This window comes from Mycobacterium sp. 852013-50091_SCH5140682 (assembly GCF_001665685.1).
GTDB lineage: Bacteria > Actinomycetota > Actinomycetes > Mycobacteriales > Mycobacteriaceae > Mycobacterium.
The window spans coordinates 1-17,469 of record NZ_LZTB01000094.1 but is presented as its reverse complement, the minus strand read 5'-3'; the positions used below and the strand labels follow the sequence as shown (position 1 = coordinate 17,469).

Genomic DNA, 17,469 nt, shown 5'->3' with positions numbered 1-17,469 from the left:
GCGGCCCGATGACGAGGGCGATGCCCACCGAGCCGACCGCGAACACAGCCGCGATCGCGCCGAGAACCAGAATGGGCACATAAGGACTCATAGGGCCACACTGCCGACGGAATCGACGGTCAAGCACCCCAATTTGGGGGAAGGACAAGGGGATACACCGCAGAGGGTGCGATCGCTAACATTCGCCTCGTGATACAACAATCAAGTCGGACAAGCTGCTACGCCCCGCTCCGCGTAGTCGTGTACAGCAGTGACGCGCACCTTCGGAACAGTGTGGCGCAAGCTCTCGGGTCACTGCCGGACCGAAGTGGACCACCCGTTCAATTCACCAATACCGCAACTCAATTCGCCCTCATCGAGACAATGGAGAGCGGGGACGTCGACGTGGCGATCCTCGATGGCGAGGCATCGCCGGCAGGGGGTATCGGACTGGCCAAACAACTGAAAGATGAACTCCTGCAATGCCCGCCAATTGTGGTGCTCATGGCGCGGCCGGTCGACGCGTGGCTGGCTTGCTGGGCCGGCGTTGAGGCTGTGGCGCCACGTGCGTTTGACGCTCTCGCGCTCAGGGACGCGATCGTGCCACTACTGCGTAGCAGATTGGTCGTCTGACAGTGATCATTGCGGCAGCTGGTGGCGTTCGGTGTATTGGCAGGGATGCTGCGTATTCCAACGCTGTTCGATGCGAAGCACTCTGTGATGTTCGATTACCAGCCAACTGACACCGCCGCCTAACGCGAGGGCGCCGACGATGGCAGTGGTCGGCACCCATTCGTGGTGCTGATAGGCCGCCGACGCGATAGATCCGATCAGGGAAATGACGCCGAGCGCAATGGACAGCAGGCCGGGCCAGCAGTAGATGTCGATGAACGATTCGCCGGCATGATGTTGTGTAGTGCGGAAGTGGTCGATGGGATCGCGTGTACTTGCCATGATGCCTCCTCGGTCGATAGTTGAAGAGGTAATCCGACAGTCGCCCTCACCCATCCCCGTTCTGGGGGGCGTGCCGGGTGGAGTCACCGCACAGCGCGCCAACCAAGGTCGCGATGCGCGAGTAGATGGGTGACGAGCAGCTCCGTGGAGCCTGTACTTGCTGCTTGCGTCACGATGTGCCACGGACGGTTCAATGGTGTTCCGTTAACCGGGATCTCAGCCAAGGATCCTGAGACAAGTTCTCGGTTCACGGCCTGCCGCGATACGAGTGTCACGCCGAGACCAGCAACAGCTGCGGCTACCACTGCTCCGTGTGATCCCAGCACCATCTGGGGTGGGCTGATTTCAAGTTCGTCCAGCAACGTTGCCGTGGTCGCACGGGTACCCGAACCAGATTCGCGAAGAAGCCATGTTGCCTGGGCTGGATCGAATCGCTGCGCCGATTCGGGTGGGCCCACGACAACAAGTGTATTGGGGCTGACTGCACGAACTCGGATTTGATCGAGGGTACTCGGTGGACGACCGGCGACAACAACATCGGCCTCGTGGTCGGCGAGCATCGGCCAGATCGCTTTCCGGGAAGCTACTTCGAGCTTGCAGTCGACACCGGGGTACTTGGCCGTAAAGGATGCGAGTAGTGCTGGGATGAGAAGCTCACCGGCAGTGGTCACCGCAGCCAAACGGATGGACCCGTGGTCAGGATCGACTTCGCCGCGAGCCGCGAGCAGAGCCTCGTGATGCAGTCCGAGGATCTTCCGTGCGTAGTCGACGTAGCGAATGCCGGCTGGTGTGAGCCGCACTCCACGACCCTGACGATCAATCAGCGGAACGCCGACTTCGGCGCTCAAGCTCGCCAGGGCCGAAGAGATCGCCGATTCGGTCACCACCAGCCGCTCTGCCGCCCCGCGCACGGACCCGGTGTCGGCAAGCTCGACCAGTGCCCGCAGGCGGGCGTTGGTCGTCACTGGGCGGCCTTCGACTGGCCGTCATCGAATACGCGGCTGGTGAGAAGGTCTGCGGCTTCGATAGTCGTGAGAGCCCTGAGATCTACTGAAGCGTGCGGCTCCTCGACGAGTCGCCAGGCGTGGCGCAGCCTTGCCCGCTCCATCGCGTTGCGCACGCTACGAGCATTTGCGAACCATGGTTGGTCGATTCGGCGCTCAAGGTAACGGCGTAGTGCGTCTTGACCGCCCGCAGACAGCGTGTAGCCCAGCTGGCCGGTCATCAGCGTGGCGATCTGCTCTAGTTCGGGCACGGTGTAATCCGGGAACGATATGTGGTGGGCAATGCGGCTTTGCATGCCCGGGTTTGCTGAAAAGAACTGGTCCATCTTGTCTGCGTAGCCGGCAAGTATGACCACGAGGTCGTCACGATTGTTTTCCATCACCTGGAGCAGAATCTCGATTGCCTCAGCGCCGTAGTCGCGTTCGTTCTCCACCTTGTACAAGTAGTAGGCCTCGTCGATGAACAACACACCGCCCATCGCCCGCTTGATCACCTCTTTGGTCTTTGGTGCAGTGTGGCCGATGTATTCGCCGACGAGGTCGTCCCGCGTCACACTGACCAGGTGGCCCCGTCTGAGATAGCCCAGCCTGTACAGCAGATCGGCCATCCGAAGCGCGACAGTCGTCTTGCCGGTCCCTGGATTGCCGGTGAAGCACATATGCAGTGTGGGCTGTGGCGCCGCTATCCCGTATCGCGAACGCATTCGGTCAACGAGCAACAGTGCTGCGATCTCGGCGATCCGGGTCTTGACCGGTGCCAGCCCGACCAGTTCCGAATCAAGGTTGGCGATGACCGTATCGATGCCGGCATCGATACGGGCTTTCGCGAGATCTACTGTGGCGTCGGGAGGCAGGATGTGATCTGTTGCGGAGGGTTCGTCTTCGAGTTGTGGGCCGAGAGTTCGACTCGGGTTGAAACCAAACGACTTCCGAGACGATTCGGCGATAGGCATACTCATCAGCGATCGACCGCCGCGGTGCTGGATTCGTCCGACATGCCCTGAATGGTGCCACTAGAAAGTCAATGCGTCCATTGACAATCGGCGCAAGTCAATCAAGTGAACGGTTCAGTTTCACCCTGCCAGCCCACCATATCGGGGACGTCACGGCCGCGTTGCGGTCGGTACCGTCCAATGTGCGCGGATTGTGATTGGTCGGCAGGAGCGTGGCACATGGGTAACTGGCGAGCGTTGGGAAAGCTTGAACGTCATGTCATGGACCACCTCTGGTCAACATCTGAGCCGCAGACCGTGCGACAGGTGCATGCTGCGTTGTCGGTGCGACGCCAGCTCGCCTACACCACAGTCATGACGGTACTGCGACGACTGGCCGCCAAAGGGTTGGTCACCCAGGATCGGCTGAGCCGGGCACACCGTTACTCCGCCACGCACGGTCACGACGAACTGGTAGCGGACTTGATGATCGACGCACTGGACCAGGTTCCGGAACCGCGCGGCCGTCGAGCTGCTTTGCTCCACTTCGTGGAAAGTGTACGAACGGATGACGTCGATATGTTGCAGAGTGCTCTTTCCGAACTAGATGTTAAGCACACGAGACTCTAGTCACGGGCCTGCGGAAGCGGAATCGTCGCGGTTACACAAGTCCCGCTGCCGACCCGGGAGCGGATATTGAGCCGACCACCCACCAGCTCCGCACGTTCCGCCATCGAGAGTAGGCCATAGCCGTGTGTTAGCTCGGCTCCCAGCGGATGGTCCAGGGTATCGAAACCAACTCCGTCATCATTGATTTCGAGGTGAGCAGTCGTTTCGTTGACGGCAAACGTCAGGCGAGCCGTCGTGGCATCTGCGTGCTTCACGACATTCTGCAAGCATTCCTGAGCAATCCGATACAAGGCCAGTTCGACGTGCTCGGGAAGACGAGTATCCGCGAGGTCGACATCGATCCGCAGGCCTGGTATCGAGCGCGCCAGGCTGGCCAACCCGCCGGCCAGTCCGAGATCATCGAGCACTGGTGGACGCAGCCCGCTGATGGCTGCGCGCGCCTCTTGTAGCGTCAGGTCGACCAGGTCGCGGGCTGCCGCGAGTTGCACGGAGGCCTCGTCGGGCCGCTGACGGATCGTTTGTGAGGCAGCGTCGAGGCGGTAGGCCAGAGTGACGAGCCGCTGGGAGATTCCGTCGTGAATATCCCCGGCCAGGCGGCGGCGCTCAAACTCCTGTGCTTCGATAACTTGCTCGACGAAGTTCTCGTGGGCGCGTTCTCTGGCTACCAGTCGGCGATGGAGTCTCGCCTGGTGTAGCGCCCCGGCAATCAGACGCCCGATCACCAAGAGCAATTCCACGTCCCTAGAAGTGAATTCACGTTTATCGACCGTGTATACCGTCAGCTCACCAACGAGTCCGCCGGGGTCGGTCTCCATCGGAACCGAGATAAGGGATGTGAAGTCAGCATCCCGCAATGAGTCGACAGCTAAGTATCTGGAGTCACCCTCCTTGTTCTCAGTGATGACGATGGGTCGCCGATGGTTGGCCACCCACCCGGATATCCCTGTGCCCAAAGGCATGCGGATCCGTCCGACCTGATGATCGAACGGGGGAGTCGCCCCCGCCAGCGTCAACGACCGGTCGGTGTCGTCGAGTACATGGACCAAGCACACGTCGGTGCCGGTGGCGTCGGTGATGATTCGTGCCGCGGCCGCGGCAAGCGGTTCGACCCCGGGACCGCGCGAGGCTGCTTGAATCAACTGTCGAAGTAGTGCAAGTTCACGATCCGCATCGACTAGGTCGCGCACTGCATTGGTGCGCCGCCATTGCAGGGCCGTGGCTGCCAAGGTCGGATTACTCATTGGTAGATGCCTTCTCGCAGGGCAGTAGCGACGGCGCCTGTGCGGTCGCTGACGCCGAGTTTGCGATATATCGAGCGCAAGTGGCTCTTGACGGTTTCGTCGCCAATAACCAACTTGCTGGCAATTCCGCGATTCGACAGACCGGTAACCATGTAGGAGAGGATCTCGCTTTCCCGCTGCGTCAGGCCTTGCCTGGCTCCTGGCCAGAACTCGTCGCGCTGCAATCGGGATGCAGTGTCAGCCGCCCGCGCCGCCAGAGTCGGGTCAAGCGCGTTGCCACCGCTGCGAACGAGGTCGAGTTGGCGGACCAGGTCATTGCTGCTGATGCTCTTGAGCAAATAGCCAGATGCTCCGACCCGCAATGCCTGAAACAAGTACTGCTCGTCGTCATAGACCGACAACATCACGACCTTGCGAGCGGGGTCACGTTGCCGCATCGCCAAGCACAGGTCTAGTCCGCTGGATCCGTGCATTCGGACATCACACAGCACAACATCAGGATCGAGGCTTTCGACTACGTTGACAGCGTTCTCGGCGCCGACAGACTGGCCGACGATCCGCACTTTGCTCGCGAATCCGGCGAGCATCGCTTTGAGGCCCTCGATGACCATCTCGTGGTCATCCACCAATACAAGCCGAACGGGGCCTGTGACTGCCGTCACCATTGCCACACCATAGGAGCTAGCGCGCTCGCAGTCACGCAACTTTTGCCGTTGACGCTCGATATAACCCGATCAATCCCCCGCGCAGGGGGAACAGAGCTTCCGGCTGTCTTCTTAGCATCGCCGCAACCAAAGAGGAGGTTGGATGAACACACGTGTGCCGACGGTCGTTGCTTCAGTTCTGCCCGCGGATTTTTCGGAACTAGGTCAGGAAGTGCGGCGCCTGGAGAAAGCGGGGGTGGACCGGATCCAGTGGGATGTGATGGACGGCCGGTTTGTGCCGAACCTGACCTTCGGCCCAGACATCATCGCTGCCAATCGTGAGCACGTCTCGATGGGATTCGAGGCACATCTCATGGTGGAGGACCCAGACCCCATGCTGCCTCGGTGGATCGGGGCCGGCTGCGAGATTGTCATCGTCCATGCCGAGGCAACCCCACATTTGCACAGAACACTCTGCACCATCAGGGATTTCGGGGCCCGAGCTGGCGTCGCGCTGAATCCGTCCACCCCGCTGGAATCAGTAACCAATGTGCTCAACCTGGTCGACCTGCTGCTGGTCATGACTGTGAACCCCGGGTTCGGGGGCCAGCAGTACCTTCCGGAGATGGAGAACAAGATCGCCTCGGCGAGAGCGGAATTGGACTCAAGGGGACTCGATATCGAACTAGAGGTCGACGGCGGTATCTCGGGGACCACGATCGGTGCGGCGGCGCGCGCCGGCGCGGATGTCTTCTGTGCTGGTTCCGCGTTGTTCACCGGGCCCGGGGCCATCGAGGATCGCGTAGACGCGCTGCGCCACGCGGCCGCCACCGAACTGCAGTCACAATGAGTATCGCGGCGAGCACCTCCGCCGGGACAGGACCGCTGACCCCGAAGATCGATGAGCTGGCGATCACAACGCTGCGGTTTTTGGCGGCTGACGCCGTGCAGTCAGCCAACAGTGGGCACCCCGGCCTGCCCCTTGGCGCGGCGCCCGCGGCGTGGGTCCTTTGGTCGCGGCACCTGCGTTACGACCCGGCGGATCCTCGTTGGCCTGACAGGGACCGCTTCGTCCTGTCGGCGGGCCATGGTTCAGCGTTGCTGTACGCGTTGTTGCACGTCTTCGGATACGACTTGCCTTTGTCGGAGTTGGCACAGTTTCGCCAGCTCGGGTCGCGCACCCCAGGGCATCCCGAACACGGGATCACGCCGGGAGTGGAGACGACCACAGGGCCGCTCGGGCAGGGGCTGGCGAATGCTGTCGGGATGGCGCTTGCTGAGCGGATGCTTGCGGCACGGTGCAACGAAAACGTCAGCCAGAACATCGTCGACCACCGCGTCTGGGTGCTCGCCGGCGACGGGGACTTGATGGAGGGCATCAGCCACGAGGCCGCTTCCCTGGCAGGACGACTCGCTCTCGGGCGCCTGACAGTGATCTTCGATGACAACAACATCACGATCGACGGCCGCGCTGATCTCAGCTGCGGGGACGACGCGTTGGCACGGTTCGCCGCATACGGTTGGCAGACGATTTCGGTCGAGGACGGCAACGATGTCGCCGCTATCGATCAGGCCTTGACCGAGGCCCGTGCGAATGAATCGACTCCCACCTTCATCAAATTGCGAACCACGATCGGCTACGGCGCGCCGGGGCTGGAAGGTACGTCGAAAGTCCATGGCAGCCCGCTGGGAGCAGAGTGCCTCGCGGCTATGCGCAGAAACTTCAAATGGCCGCCAACCGCCTTCCACGTGCCGGAAGCTGTCAGAGCGGCGACGTCCGAGCTGGCCGAAGAGGCCGCCGCGGCGCGAAAACGGTGGGTGAGTGCCTACGCCAACTGGACCGCCGATCATCCCCAGCTGGCAGTCGACTTTCCCCTGGACAGCGTGCCGGGGCCGCCTGACACCGACATCTTGACGTCGCTGACAAGTGCGATGGTGACAGAGCGTATGGCGACACGCCAAGCATCGGGGGTGGCACTCAACGCACTTGCACCGCACTATCCGGCCATGGTGGGCGGATCGGCTGATCTCGAAGCCTCGACGAATACCGCGATACCGGGTGGCGATGTGAAGGCAGGCGACTATGGCGGTCGCACAATTCGTTTCGGCATCCGAGAGCACGCCATGGCTGCTGTCATGAATGGCATCTCCGTTCATGGTGGCCTGCGGCCCTTCGGCAGTACATTCCTGGTCTTCGCCGACTATCTACGTCCTGCACTGAGACTGTCCGCCCTCATGCGTCAACCGGTGATTTATGTCTTCACCCATGATTCGATCCATGTCGGGGAGGACGGACCGACTCATCAGCCGATCGAACATATCGAATCATTGCGTTTGATACCGGGCTTGACGGTCCTTCGGCCGGCCGACGCGGCTGAAACCGCGAAAGCGTGGGACGTCGCATCACGCAACCTGGCCGGACCGACAGCTTTGATTCTCACCAGGCAGAGCCTGCCGAGCCTTGGAGACCGCGGCTGCGCCACTATCAGCACACACGGCTTCAGGGTTGTTCGAGACGCCCGCGAAGCAGTCGACGTTCTGCTCGCTGCAAGTGGTTCCGAGGTCTCCCTAGCTCTCGAGGCGGCCGATCTACTGGCCGACCGTGGGGTCCACGCCAGCGTCTTGTCTGTGACGTGGCGCGATCGTATGGACGAGGCCTTGTTGCGCGATCCGACAGTGCTTCCCGACCTTCCGGTGGTGTGGATCGAAGCCGGAGTACCGACTGGCTGGCGTGCCATTGCGCGCGACCGAGACGCTGTCGTGGGTATCGCGCGGTTCGGTGAGAGTGGCCCGGGTCCACAGGTCGCTGCGTACCTGGGGTTGACCGCGAGTGCGATCGCCGAGGCGGCTCTCTCATGTCTGGGCTCGCGCATTGCGGGGATCAAGGAGCCTGCGGTTGACGACTAGCAACCCTCACCGTCTCGCGGCTGTAGTCTTCGATGTAGACGGCACTTTGGCCGAGACCGAACGGGACGGCCATCGGCCTGCATTCAACGAGGCATTCGCTGCGCATGGACTGCATGTCGAATGGGACGTTGACGAGTACAGGCGGCTGTTGAAAATCACCGGCGGCCGGCGACGGATCGCGGCCGGCCTGCGAAACCGAGGGTTCTCGGACAGAGTGGATGAGCTGGCCGCCGCCATCCACCAGACCAAGACTGAGCTTTTCCGGGAACGGATTCTTGCCGGGGCTGTCGTACCCAGGCCCGGCTTGCGCGCACTGGTGGAAAGTCTGTCTGTGCAAGGTGTCGAAATCGCGGTGGCCACCACGGGAACTCGGCGATGGGTCGAACCGCTGGTCAGACAGATCTTCGACGGCAATGTACCCGAAGTGATCGTGACCGGTGACGAGGTCACTCGGCTGAAGCCAGATCCGGAGGTCTACCTGCTGGCGCTCGGCCGACTTCAGATGGCGCCGGAACACGCGCTGGCTGTGGAGGATTCGGCTGTGGGCCTGGCAGCTGCGCGAGCGGCCGAGATCGCCACACTGGTCGTCAGCAATTCCTACACCGAGGGTGAAGACTTTGGGGACGCTGCCGAGGTGCGAACCGGATACGACGGGTGCGACCCCCTGACGGCGGACGGCTGTCGGCGAGCACACCACCGGTGGTGGTCGGCTCAGGCTTCAATATCTACGATCTCGCGCAGTTTCTCGACGGACAAATCCGCAAGGGACTCCACGAAATACCGTCCTTGAGATGGAGGTACCGGCACGACCCCGGGGACGACGACAACAGCCATGCCCGAAGCCTCCGCGCTCAGAGTGCCACTTAGCGAATCCTCCACTGCCACACACTGAGCCGGCGCTATATTCAACCGGCGGGCAGCTGTAAGGTACGGCTCTGGGTCCGGCTTTCCGCGACCGACATCATCACCGGCAATGACAGCAGCGAATGTTCCAGGTGCTGCCGCCGCAGCGACGAGGTGTGGAATCGGCTTGTGAGCCATGGTAACCAATGCGCACGGTATGCCGGAGCGAGCGAGGTCGCCGAGGAGCGATTCCGCGCAAGGCAACCAGGGGATACTGGTCTGTATAGCTTCTGAAACGTCCTCGACGAGACATCTGATGATTGCCGATATGGACCGTTGGACCCCACTCTGTTGCAACGTCCGGGCAACAAATTCCATCGACTGCCCAACCACTTTCAGATTGTCGGCGTTGGTCCAGACAATCCCGTGGCGGTCCGCTAGCCGACGTTGAGCGTTCATCCAGTGGGGCTCGGTATCGACGAGAGTGCCGTCCATATCCCACATCACCGCCCAGCGTGAGCCGGCCGAACCCGGGGGAGTTGCCGAATCGTGGGAGTATGTTAGGGGACCATTGGCGCTGCATGCCCGACTGCCGATCGCAGTGCTATGCGAGCAAAGCTGCTGCTGTGCAACGACATTGAGATCACACATCTATTGAGAGCCTAACCGCTGTAGCAATAATCGACCAATTCAATTTGCCGTCATCGAATGACCGCCACGTGGTCGACGACGACACGCAGTGGAGAGTGACCATACCGAAGCTGATCGCTCAATCAATGAGGGACCACAGACGGAGTGCTCTGTGAGCGACATCATCGGCCGAAACGATTCTCAGTGTGTCCCAGGGGAGGTTTGTCGACCAGACGGCATGTGTGATAGCCCGAATCACCGACAGGTCAGGCTCATCAGCCCTCTTGGCGCAAGAAGTGACTGTGACCTTATCGGGCGCGACGCTCACGCGCCATGGCCGTTGTGGAACGATGCTCAGCTTCGGTGGGCGATCCAAGAGGCCTCGAAGGTCTTCGGCAACATATGTTGGGCGATGGCCTGGCGGCGCTTGGATTAGGCCAACGACGTCGGTGACTCCGCTCAGCACTAGCAGGCTCGGTAGGCCCGCATCCGTTGCTCCGGCTATGTCGGTGTCGAGCCGGTCTCCGATTACGAGAGCAGATCGAAATCCGCCTTGGGCCAGAATAGCTCGCAACATAGTCGGCGCGGGTTTGCCCGCGAGATCCGGCGTTGCACCGGTTCCTTCTCGTAATGCCGCCACCATCGACCCGTTTCCGAGCGCTATCCCTCGGCCAGTCGGAAAGGTCGCATCGAGATTGGTGGCCACCCAGCGCGCGCCGTTGCGAATTGCTAACGCCGCCTCATTCAAATCGGACCAGCAGGTACGGGGGGAGTGTCCCTGAACAACGGCGACGGGCGCGTCGGCGAATGTCCGCACAGGCCGAAGGCCGACTCTGAAAACCTCATCGACGAGTGCATCGGTTCCGACTACCAGAACTGCTGACCCAGTGGGTAATTCGGACGCAAGAAGCCGCGCGGCGCTCTGACCGCTCGTGATGATGTCGCCGGTCTCAACCATCACGCCCAAGCCGCGCATGTGCTCGGCCACCGCGATGGGGCTGTGGGAAGCATTGTTGGTAACAAATACCTTCCGGCTGGAAACGGAATTGAGGACTTCCACAGCCCCGGCGGTCGGGTGCGATCCCCGAAACACCGTGCCATCAAGGTCGAGTAGTAGGCCATCATGCTGTTGCGCCAGGCATGCCGCATCAGGAGGAGATGCACTGCGCACACCGTTGTGAAGACGGGATGTTCGGTGGTAGCGCATCAGCGAACGCTCAACTGCGGCACGGTGACAGCCCAGAAGTTCTCGCGGACTAGGGGGAGGTCGGGCTGCCATAAACGTCGTCGCGCTGTCGACACTCTCAAGGCATGAAGCGTTGTAGCCGCAGATGTTGGTCCGGGTAATGAAGTCGGCACTGAAGGTGACTCCTCGCTGAGATCAGAAATTTCGGCACCCAACTGACCGACAAGCGTCGACCCGACGTGGAAGATGACTATCGACCGCGGCTCAGTGCACGTTAAACCTATCTGGCTCAGCGACAGATCAAAAGCCAGAGGTAGGGGATTGTGCCTGAGTTCTTAGTGTCGATTGTTTCATGAACAGTTCATCGATCGAGGGGGTTTGATCCAGACCTTCTTTCGAGGGCAAGTTACCTCGGCGGCGTTGGCTTTGCCGCGGCGGCGGGTGCGGCCTCTGCTCGGGCTCGTTCGGCGAGGCGCTCGACGGCTTTCGCGCAGCGTGGGCGCTTTGAGCGCCCGAGTCAGATACGCCAACTCGGCGGCCACGTCACGGCCGGCGGCGGTGGTCTTGGTGGCCATCGCGCCACCGGTCCATCGATATCGACTAGAGCGTCGCAGTCGGCCAGGCAACGCTGCTCGACCCGACGAACCGGTTGCGGCGCATCGCCTTCTGTCAGACGGGTTTCGCCAGCAGCGATGCGCGCCGCGGGAAAGCTGGCGAGTCGGTGTTCGGTGCCATGATCGACTGGTGAATCTCTGGCCACCGCCGACCATCAACCAGCACCGGTCTCCCAACGCCTCAACGCTGGAGAAGTGGAGTCCAGCGACACCCGAAGACGCCGACTCGGTGCTCATAGATCTGTCGCTCGCTATCTTCGTGGACCCCATGGTATTCACAACCATCGCGGCGGTGGCGGAGAACGCCGCAGCCGCAGGCCTCGACATCGAGTTCGTTCCGCCCAGGACCTCAACATCAGCAGGTACTCGCCCGCATGCACCTCGGCGAGTGCCTCGACCGCTACTGCTCGAATGTCGACCGGCCGAAGGTTAATGAGTGGGATGATCACGATTGACCAGGCGGAGCGCGGCGTTCTGAACACCTACCGGATGATCGGCGCATATTCCGGTGCCTTGACCGTGGCCGCACTGACTATGCCCATCGTGAACGCAACCGGCGGTCACGCTCACAGCTGGACCATTGCCTTCGGGCTGTATGGCGCGATCGCGGTCGCCCTCTTCTTCATCACGTTCAAGTTCTGCACCGAACGGGTGGGAAAGCCTGGGCACGAACATAATTAGGGGCAGACGGAAATCGGTGCCCAGTCGTTTCATGTCGGCACTGGCATACGCTCGCTGCTGCGCAACAAGTACTGGCTGATGCTGGTCCTGTTCGGCGTACTGCTATTCACCGCCTACAGCTTGATGGGTATCTACCCCTACTACGCCAAATACGTGCTCGGCGACGAGGATTTGTCCACCACGCTGTTCACCTGCCGCACGGTCATCGAATTCGGCGGTGTCTTCCTGGCCCTCCCGTTCATCAAACGCGTTGGCAAACGCAACATCACGCTGGGTGGCTGCGTTGCCACGCGACGAGTTGGCCGCCGGATCGACCTGCAAGGCCGCCGGCGGTGTGCGCGCCTCGTTCAGCAACCTCGCCAACATCGCCATCGGACTGCGTGGCCTGGAGGTCTACGCGCAATTCAGCGAGCTTTACGGTCAGGACATCGATTTCAGCCGCGACGGCTACCTGTACCTGTTGTCGGATCAGGCCAGCCTGGACAACTTCACCGAACAGGTGGCTGTCCACAACCGACACGGGGTGCCCAGCGCCATCATCGAACCCGGAGAGGCACAGTGTATTTCGCCGCTCATTCGTACCGACTACATGGTCGGGGCGTGCTGGTCGCCCCGTGACGCTAAGGCTACTCCGGAGTGCGTCGTCATGGGCTACGCCGCGGCCGCACGCCGCGCGGGCGCCCGCATCATCCGGCACTGCGAGGTCCTCGACGTCACCCGGCACGGCGACACCCTTACCGGCGTCGTCACGAGTTTGGGCACCATCACCACCAATACCGTGGTGTGCGCTGCCGGTGCGTGGTCGGGTCTGATCGGCGACATGCTCGGCGTCCCGATCCCCGTCACGCCGGTGCGCCGTCAGATCGCGTTCACCGAGCCGCTGGCCGACCTGCCGACCCGCTCACCGTCGCTGACCATCGACTTCTCGTCGAACTTCTACTTCCATCCCGAAGGCAACGGTCTGCTGCTGGGATGGTCGGATCCCGCCGAGAAGCCTGGGTTCAACCTGAAATTCGAACTCGACGACTGGCTCATGGGCGTCGGCGAGATCGCCGAACGCTGCGCACCCGCGGTGCTCGACTACGGCATCCGGACCGGTTGGGCCGGGCTGTACGAAGTCACACCCGACTGCAACCAGATCATCGACCGACCCTTGGAGGTGGACGGCCTGCTGATCGCCACCGGCTACTCCGGACACGGTTTCCTGATGGGCCCGGCCACAGGAGAGATCATCCGCGACCTCTACCACGGCAGGACGCCCGACTACGACATCAGCGGATTCTCGCTGGATCGCTTCGCGGCCGCCACCACCGTACGCGGCGAGACCAACATCGTCTAACCAATCGAACCGAGGTTGCCGTCCGGGTCGAGTGTCGCCGGATCGTGTCGGTATCCACGTGGACATCGCGGTGCTCGGCATGCGGTGGCGCACGGGGAGTAGCGGGACGCACGCGCAATGGTTTGTGGGTCGTTTGTGGCGGTGGTCTTCGCGGTCGGGATTACTTCGCCGCGGCATTTGTGAACGCCGTGTGACGCAGTCTTCGGTAGTTGGCCCGTCCGTGATACCTGGCTGACACGTGAGTTAACAGCAACTTTTCACAGACACCGCCCAGCCTTGGCAATACTCAAATATACTTCTGATGTATCAGATGAACTTCAGCCTCGTTCAGCGTTCTGCGCAGCGACACAACAGCATTGGAGCAGTTACCGCTTCGCGCGCTCAGACATAAAAGGAGACATGCCATGGGCGCTACGCCCGGGTTGCGCAAGGACCTCAGTGATCAGCAACTCCGCATCGAGCCTCAACAGTCGTGACGTTCCGTCACAAGAAGACGGTGCTCACCGGTAAGCCGAGGAAGGAACATTGAACACAGAGCCAGATCTGCTGATCGGATCACAGTGGCGCCACGCCGCAGACGGGGGAGTGCGCGAGATCCTCAATCCCGCGAACGGCGCCGTCATCGCCACGGTCGACGAGGCCACCCATGACGACGCCCTGGCCGCGGTGGCGGCGGCCAGAGCGACGTTCGACGCCGGGGAGTGGCCAAAGGCTCCGGCCTCCGAGCGCGCAGCTCTGCTCGACCGCATCGCCGATCTGCTCGCGCGTGACAAGGAGCCGCTCGCCGAACTTGAGACCGCCGACACCGGAAAAACCCTCGCAGAGAGCCGGATTGACATCGATGACGTCATTTCGGTGTTCCGATACTACGCGCGGCTGGTGACGACCCAAACTGATCGGTTGGTCGACGTGGGTGACGCGGAGGTGATCAGCAGGGTGGTGCGGGAACCGGTCGGAGTGTGTGTCCTGATCGCACCGTGGAACTACCCGCTGCTGCAGATCTCGTGGAAGATCGCTCCGGCGTTGGCTGCCGGCTGCACCATGGTGGCCAAACCCAGTGAAGTGACGCCACTGTCGACCATTGCGTTCGTGCGCCTGGCACAGGAGGCGGGCGTCCAGCCCGGTGTGCTCAACCTGATCCAGGGCAGCGGAGCAGCTGTCGGTGCGGCGCTGACCGACAACCCTGACGTCGACTTCATCTCATTCACCGGTGGCCTCAGCACCGGTCAGCACATCGCCAGGAGTGCCGCCGCGCACGTGAGCAAGGTGGCCCTGGAACTCGGCGGGAAGAACCCGCATGTCGTCTTCGCCGATATCGGAAGGGGAGACGCGTGGGACGCCGCTGTGGACCAGGTCCTCACGGGGGTGTTCCTGCACTCGGGGCAGGTCTGTTCGTCGGGCACCCGGGTGATCGTCGAGGAGTCGATCGCCGATGATTTCGTCGCAGAGCTCGCCGAGCGAGCCGAAAAAATCCGGATAGGCGACGGCACCGACCCGCGTAGTGAGGCCGGACCGCTGGTATCCGGGCAGCAGCTGGAAAAGATGGAAGCGTTTGTCGCCCTAGGTATTTCCGAAGGGGCGAAGCTCATCACCGGCGGGGCTCGCCCCAGCGATCCGGCGTTGGCCGACGGTTACTTCTTCCTGCCGACGATTTTCGACCGATGCGACCGTTCGATGCGGATCGTGTCGGAGGAGACCTTCGGTCCGATCATGACGGTGGAACGGTTCACCGACGAGGCCGAGGCGATCATGCTCGGCAATGACACGCAGTACGGTCTCGCGGCGGGGGTACGGACCTCCGATGCGGCGCGGGGCGAACGTGTAGTGCGCGCACTACGGCATGGCACGGTGTGGCTGAACGATTTCGGTTACTACACCCCGGCAGCGGAGTGGGGCGGATTCGGAAAGTCCGGTAATGGCCGCGAGCTGGGGCCCAGTGGTCTCGCGGAATACCAAGAACTGAAACATATTTGGCAAAACACTGCGCCGAAGCCCACGGGCTGGTTCGGTACGCGGGACGACGGTTAGGGACAAGACATCATGACTGGCAATGTGACTGATACGGAAAGCGACAAAGGTGGTCTCGATGAGTTCGGCTACAAGGAGTCCTTGGACCGCAGTATCGGCAAGTTCGCGAGTTTCGCGGCCGGGGTGAGCTACATATCAATCCTGACCGGTACCTTCCAGCTTTTCTATGTCGGTTTTGGCAATGCCGGCCCGGCGTATCTGTGGTCGTGGCCAATGGTTTTCGTCGGGCAGATGGCCGTCGCGCTGTGCTTCATGGAGCTAGCAGCCAAGTACCCGGTCGCCGGGTCGGTGTACAACTGGTCGAAGAAGCTCGGTAGCCGCATCGTTGGGTGGAGCTCGGGCTGGCTGATGCTGACCGCCTCGATCGTCACGCTCTCGGCCGTGGTGCTGGCGCTGCAGCTGAACCTGCCGCGACTGTGGAGCGGCTTCCAGGTCATCGGCGACGGCACCGGACCGTACGACTTCGCCGGCAACGCGATCCTGCTCGGCACCGTCATGATTCTCTTCACCACCGTCATCAACGCGTGCGGGGTCCGGCTGATGGCGATGATCAACAGCGCCGGTGTGTTCATCGAGCTGATCGCGGCGGTGCTCATCGCGGTCATCCTGGCGTTCAACATCAAGCGTGGTCCCAGCGTGTTCTTCGACACCCAGGGCCACGGCGTCGGCCTGCCCGGCGGTTACTTCGGCGCGTTCCTGGTCGCGTCGGTGGCCTCGCTGTACGTGATGTATGGCTTCGACACCGCCTCCTCGCTGGGCGAGGAGACGGTCGAACCGCGCCGGACGGCACCCAAGGCGATCCTGCGGGCGATCTTGGCGTCGTTTGTGATCGGTGGTGCGATCCTGGTGTTCGCCGTGATGTCCGCGCCGGATCTCAACGACCCGCTGCTGGGCAGCCCCGAGGGCAGCCTGCAGTACATCGTGGAGAAGGTGATGTGGGGCCCGCTGGGCACCATTTTCCTGTGCTGCATCGTGGTGGCCGTCATCGTCTGCTCACTGGCCGTGCACACGGCGGCGATCCGGCTGACCTTCGCGATGGCGCGGGACAACGCCCTTCCGTTCGGCGAGAAGCTGGCCAAGGTGCACCCCAGGACCCAGGCACCGATCATCCCGGCCATCGTGATCGGCATCATCGCGGCGTTGATCCTGGTGATCAATCTGGGTCAGCCCAAGGTGTTCACGGTGTTGACATCGATTGCCATCATCATGATTTACCTGGCGTATCTGATGGTGACCGGGCCGATGCTCAAGAAGCGTGTGAAGGGCGAGTGGCCGCCGAAGGACCTGAAGGAAGGCGGCTACTTCACCATGGGCAAATGGGGCTTGCCGGTCAACATCTTCGCCGTGCTGTGGGGTGTCGGCATGGCGATCAACCTGGCGTGGCCGCGGGCTGCGATCTACGGTGACCCTTGGTACAACACGTGGGGCGCGTTCATCTATATCGGCGTCATCCTGGGATCCGGCCTGCTGTGGTACGGCTTGAAGGGCCGTCATCATCTCGGCACTCTGGCCTCGCACGCGGCGGACAAGCAGTAAGCCGCAGTCTGCCAGCGCCCCAACATGTTCCGTGCGATCGGCGGCGGAGCCCACTGAACCCTGCGGGTCCACCAGACCCGTTCTGCGACCCGACGGGGCTCCTGTCCCAGATCAGGTCGACAGCGTCTTCTGACGCCAATTTCACCTTTTATCAGTTCATCTCAGGAGTAGCCCCATCATGGTTGACACACAATCGGCAGCGAATACGGACACGTTCGACTACGTCATCGCCGGCGGCGGCACCGCGGGATGTGTTCTCGCGGCCAGGCTCAGCGAGGACCCGTCGGTCAGCGTGTGCCTCATCGAGGCGGGCCCGTCGGA

At 62.1% G+C, this 17,469-nt stretch carries 16 protein-coding genes and 3 pseudogenes; 10 read left to right on the top strand and 9 right to left on the bottom strand.

Features of this window, described 5'->3' with window-relative positions:
- Nucleotides 1–91 (bottom strand): annotated as a pseudogene (locus A5784_RS23795) (NADH-quinone oxidoreductase subunit A); the annotation flags it as partial.
- Between the two features lie 293 nt (nucleotides 92–384).
- Here A5784_RS23795 and A5784_RS39875 point away from each other — a divergent pair.
- On the top strand, nucleotides 385–612 hold the full coding sequence (locus tag A5784_RS39875) for a hypothetical protein (RefSeq protein WP_353651918.1): 228 nt from the start codon (nucleotides 385–387) through the stop codon (nucleotides 610–612).
- A 6-nt stretch (nucleotides 613–618) separates the two neighbouring features.
- On the opposite strand, the gene usfY is transcribed toward A5784_RS39875, so the two are convergent.
- The 3 genes from usfY to cbbX form a co-directional block, all read right to left on the bottom strand.
- Nucleotides 619–933 carry a protein UsfY gene (usfY, locus tag A5784_RS23785; RefSeq protein WP_064947342.1) on the bottom strand — a complete coding sequence of 105 codons (315 nt, stop codon included), beginning with the start codon at nucleotides 931–933 and terminating at the stop codon, nucleotides 619–621.
- An 83-nt stretch (nucleotides 934–1,016) separates the two neighbouring features.
- Nucleotides 1,017–1,898 (bottom strand): LysR family transcriptional regulator, encoded by an 882-nt coding sequence (locus tag A5784_RS23780; RefSeq protein ID WP_064947341.1) that lies wholly within the window; start codon nucleotides 1,896–1,898, stop codon nucleotides 1,017–1,019.
- Complete coding sequence (gene cbbX / locus A5784_RS23775; protein WP_197514856.1) at nucleotides 1,895–2,896, bottom strand: CbbX protein; 1,002 nt, start codon at nucleotides 2,894–2,896, stop codon at nucleotides 1,895–1,897. Before cbbX ends, A5784_RS23780 begins: the two co-directional genes overlap by 4 nt.
- Before the next feature lie 213 nt (nucleotides 2,897–3,109).
- Here cbbX and A5784_RS23770 point away from each other — a divergent pair, with 213 nt between their 5' ends.
- On the top strand, nucleotides 3,110–3,499 hold the full coding sequence (locus A5784_RS23770; protein WP_064947339.1) for a BlaI/MecI/CopY family transcriptional regulator: 390 nt from the start codon (nucleotides 3,110–3,112) through the stop codon (nucleotides 3,497–3,499).
- Here the strand turns inward: A5784_RS23770 and A5784_RS23765 are convergent.
- Both A5784_RS23765 and A5784_RS23760 read right to left on the bottom strand, forming a co-directional pair.
- Complete coding sequence (locus A5784_RS23765) at nucleotides 3,496–4,740, bottom strand: GAF domain-containing sensor histidine kinase (RefSeq protein WP_064947338.1); 1,245 nt, start codon at nucleotides 4,738–4,740, stop codon at nucleotides 3,496–3,498. The two genes, A5784_RS23770 and A5784_RS23765, sit on opposite strands and share 4 nt — an antisense overlap.
- The gene (locus A5784_RS23760) at nucleotides 4,737–5,405 is read right to left on the bottom strand and encodes a response regulator (protein WP_064947337.1); all 669 of its coding nucleotides are present in this window, start codon (nucleotides 5,403–5,405) and stop codon (nucleotides 4,737–4,739) included. Before A5784_RS23760 ends, A5784_RS23765 begins: the two co-directional genes overlap by 4 nt.
- Nucleotides 5,406–5,547: 142 nt before the next feature.
- Here A5784_RS23760 and rpe point away from each other — a divergent pair, with 142 nt between their 5' ends.
- The 3 genes from rpe to A5784_RS23745 are packed head-to-tail and all read left to right on the top strand — an operon-like array spanning nucleotide 5,548 to nucleotide 9,081.
- Nucleotides 5,548–6,234, top strand: coding sequence for a ribulose-phosphate 3-epimerase (gene rpe, locus A5784_RS23755; RefSeq protein ID WP_082945042.1), 687 nt, complete (start codon nucleotides 5,548–5,550; stop codon nucleotides 6,232–6,234).
- Nucleotides 6,231–8,291 (top strand): transketolase, encoded by a 2,061-nt coding sequence (gene tkt, locus A5784_RS23750; RefSeq protein WP_064947336.1) that lies wholly within the window; start codon nucleotides 6,231–6,233, stop codon nucleotides 8,289–8,291. Before rpe ends, tkt begins: the two co-directional genes overlap by 4 nt.
- On the top strand, nucleotides 8,257–9,081 hold the full coding sequence (locus A5784_RS23745) for an HAD-IA family hydrolase (RefSeq protein WP_353651917.1): 825 nt from the start codon (nucleotides 8,257–8,259) through the stop codon (nucleotides 9,079–9,081). The genes tkt and A5784_RS23745 overlap by 35 nt, the downstream gene beginning before the upstream one ends.
- Here the strand turns inward: A5784_RS23745 and A5784_RS39870 are convergent.
- The 3 genes and pseudogenes from A5784_RS39870 to A5784_RS38850 form a co-directional block, all read right to left on the bottom strand.
- On the bottom strand, nucleotides 9,003–9,638 hold the full coding sequence (locus tag A5784_RS39870) for an HAD family hydrolase (RefSeq protein ID WP_197514854.1): 636 nt from the start codon (nucleotides 9,636–9,638) through the stop codon (nucleotides 9,003–9,005). The genes A5784_RS23745 and A5784_RS39870 overlap by 79 nt on opposite strands.
- 265 nt (nucleotides 9,639–9,903) lie before the next feature.
- The gene (locus A5784_RS37770) at nucleotides 9,904–10,971 is read right to left on the bottom strand and encodes an HAD-IIA family hydrolase (protein ID WP_082945040.1); all 1,068 of its coding nucleotides are present in this window, start codon (nucleotides 10,969–10,971) and stop codon (nucleotides 9,904–9,906) included.
- A gap of 427 nt (nucleotides 10,972–11,398) precedes the next feature.
- Nucleotides 11,399–11,525 (bottom strand): annotated as a pseudogene (locus A5784_RS38850) (IS21-like element ISAau2 family helper ATPase IstB); the annotation flags it as partial.
- 450 nt (nucleotides 11,526–11,975) lie between these two features.
- Here A5784_RS38850 and A5784_RS39320 point away from each other — a divergent pair.
- The 5 genes and pseudogenes from A5784_RS39320 to A5784_RS37755 form a co-directional block, all read left to right on the top strand.
- Nucleotides 11,976–12,473, top strand: a pseudogene (locus A5784_RS39320) (MFS transporter); the annotation flags it as partial.
- A gap of 46 nt (nucleotides 12,474–12,519) precedes the next feature.
- Nucleotides 12,520–13,584 (top strand): NAD(P)/FAD-dependent oxidoreductase, encoded by a 1,065-nt coding sequence (locus A5784_RS23735; RefSeq protein ID WP_232006227.1) that lies wholly within the window; start codon nucleotides 12,520–12,522, stop codon nucleotides 13,582–13,584.
- 525 nt (nucleotides 13,585–14,109) lie between these two features.
- A complete protein-coding gene (locus A5784_RS23730; RefSeq protein WP_064947332.1) occupies nucleotides 14,110–15,612 on the top strand; it encodes an aldehyde dehydrogenase family protein in 1,503 nt (500 codons plus the stop codon).
- Nucleotides 15,613–15,624: 12 nt separating this feature from the next.
- A complete protein-coding gene (locus A5784_RS23725) occupies nucleotides 15,625–17,148 on the top strand; it encodes an APC family permease (protein ID WP_064947331.1) in 1,524 nt (507 codons plus the stop codon).
- Between the two features lie 178 nt (nucleotides 17,149–17,326).
- Nucleotides 17,327–17,469: lycopene cyclase family protein (locus tag A5784_RS37755; protein ID WP_156750737.1), on the top strand; the 143-nt coding region annotated here is incomplete at its 3' end.

Excerpts from the sequence above, each read along its gene's own strand:
- usfY (WP_064947342.1), bottom strand. The coding sequence starts at position 933 with ATGGCAAGTACACGCGATCCCATCGACCACTTCCGCACTACACAACAT.
- cbbX (WP_197514856.1), bottom strand. The coding sequence starts at position 2,896 with ATGAGTATGCCTATCGCCGAATCGTCTCGGAAGTCGTTTGGTTTCAAC.
- A5784_RS23770 (WP_064947339.1), top strand. The coding sequence starts at position 3,110 with ATGGGTAACTGGCGAGCGTTGGGAAAGCTTGAACGTCATGTCATGGAC.
- A5784_RS23765 (WP_064947338.1), bottom strand. The coding sequence starts at position 4,740 with ATGAGTAATCCGACCTTGGCAGCCACGGCCCTGCAATGGCGGCGCACC.
- A5784_RS23760 (WP_064947337.1), bottom strand. The coding sequence starts at position 5,405 with ATGGTGACGGCAGTCACAGGCCCCGTTCGGCTTGTATTGGTGGATGAC.
- rpe (WP_082945042.1), top strand. The coding sequence starts at position 5,548 with ATGAACACACGTGTGCCGACGGTCGTTGCTTCAGTTCTGCCCGCGGAT.
- tkt (WP_064947336.1), top strand. The coding sequence starts at position 6,231 with ATGAGTATCGCGGCGAGCACCTCCGCCGGGACAGGACCGCTGACCCCG.
- A5784_RS39870 (WP_197514854.1), bottom strand. The coding sequence starts at position 9,638 with ATGTGGGATATGGACGGCACTCTCGTCGATACCGAGCCCCACTGGATG.
- A5784_RS37770 (WP_082945040.1), bottom strand. The coding sequence starts at position 10,971 with ATGCGCTACCACCGAACATCCCGTCTTCACAACGGTGTGCGCAGTGCA.
- A5784_RS23725 (WP_064947331.1), top strand. The coding sequence starts at position 15,625 with ATGACTGGCAATGTGACTGATACGGAAAGCGACAAAGGTGGTCTCGAT.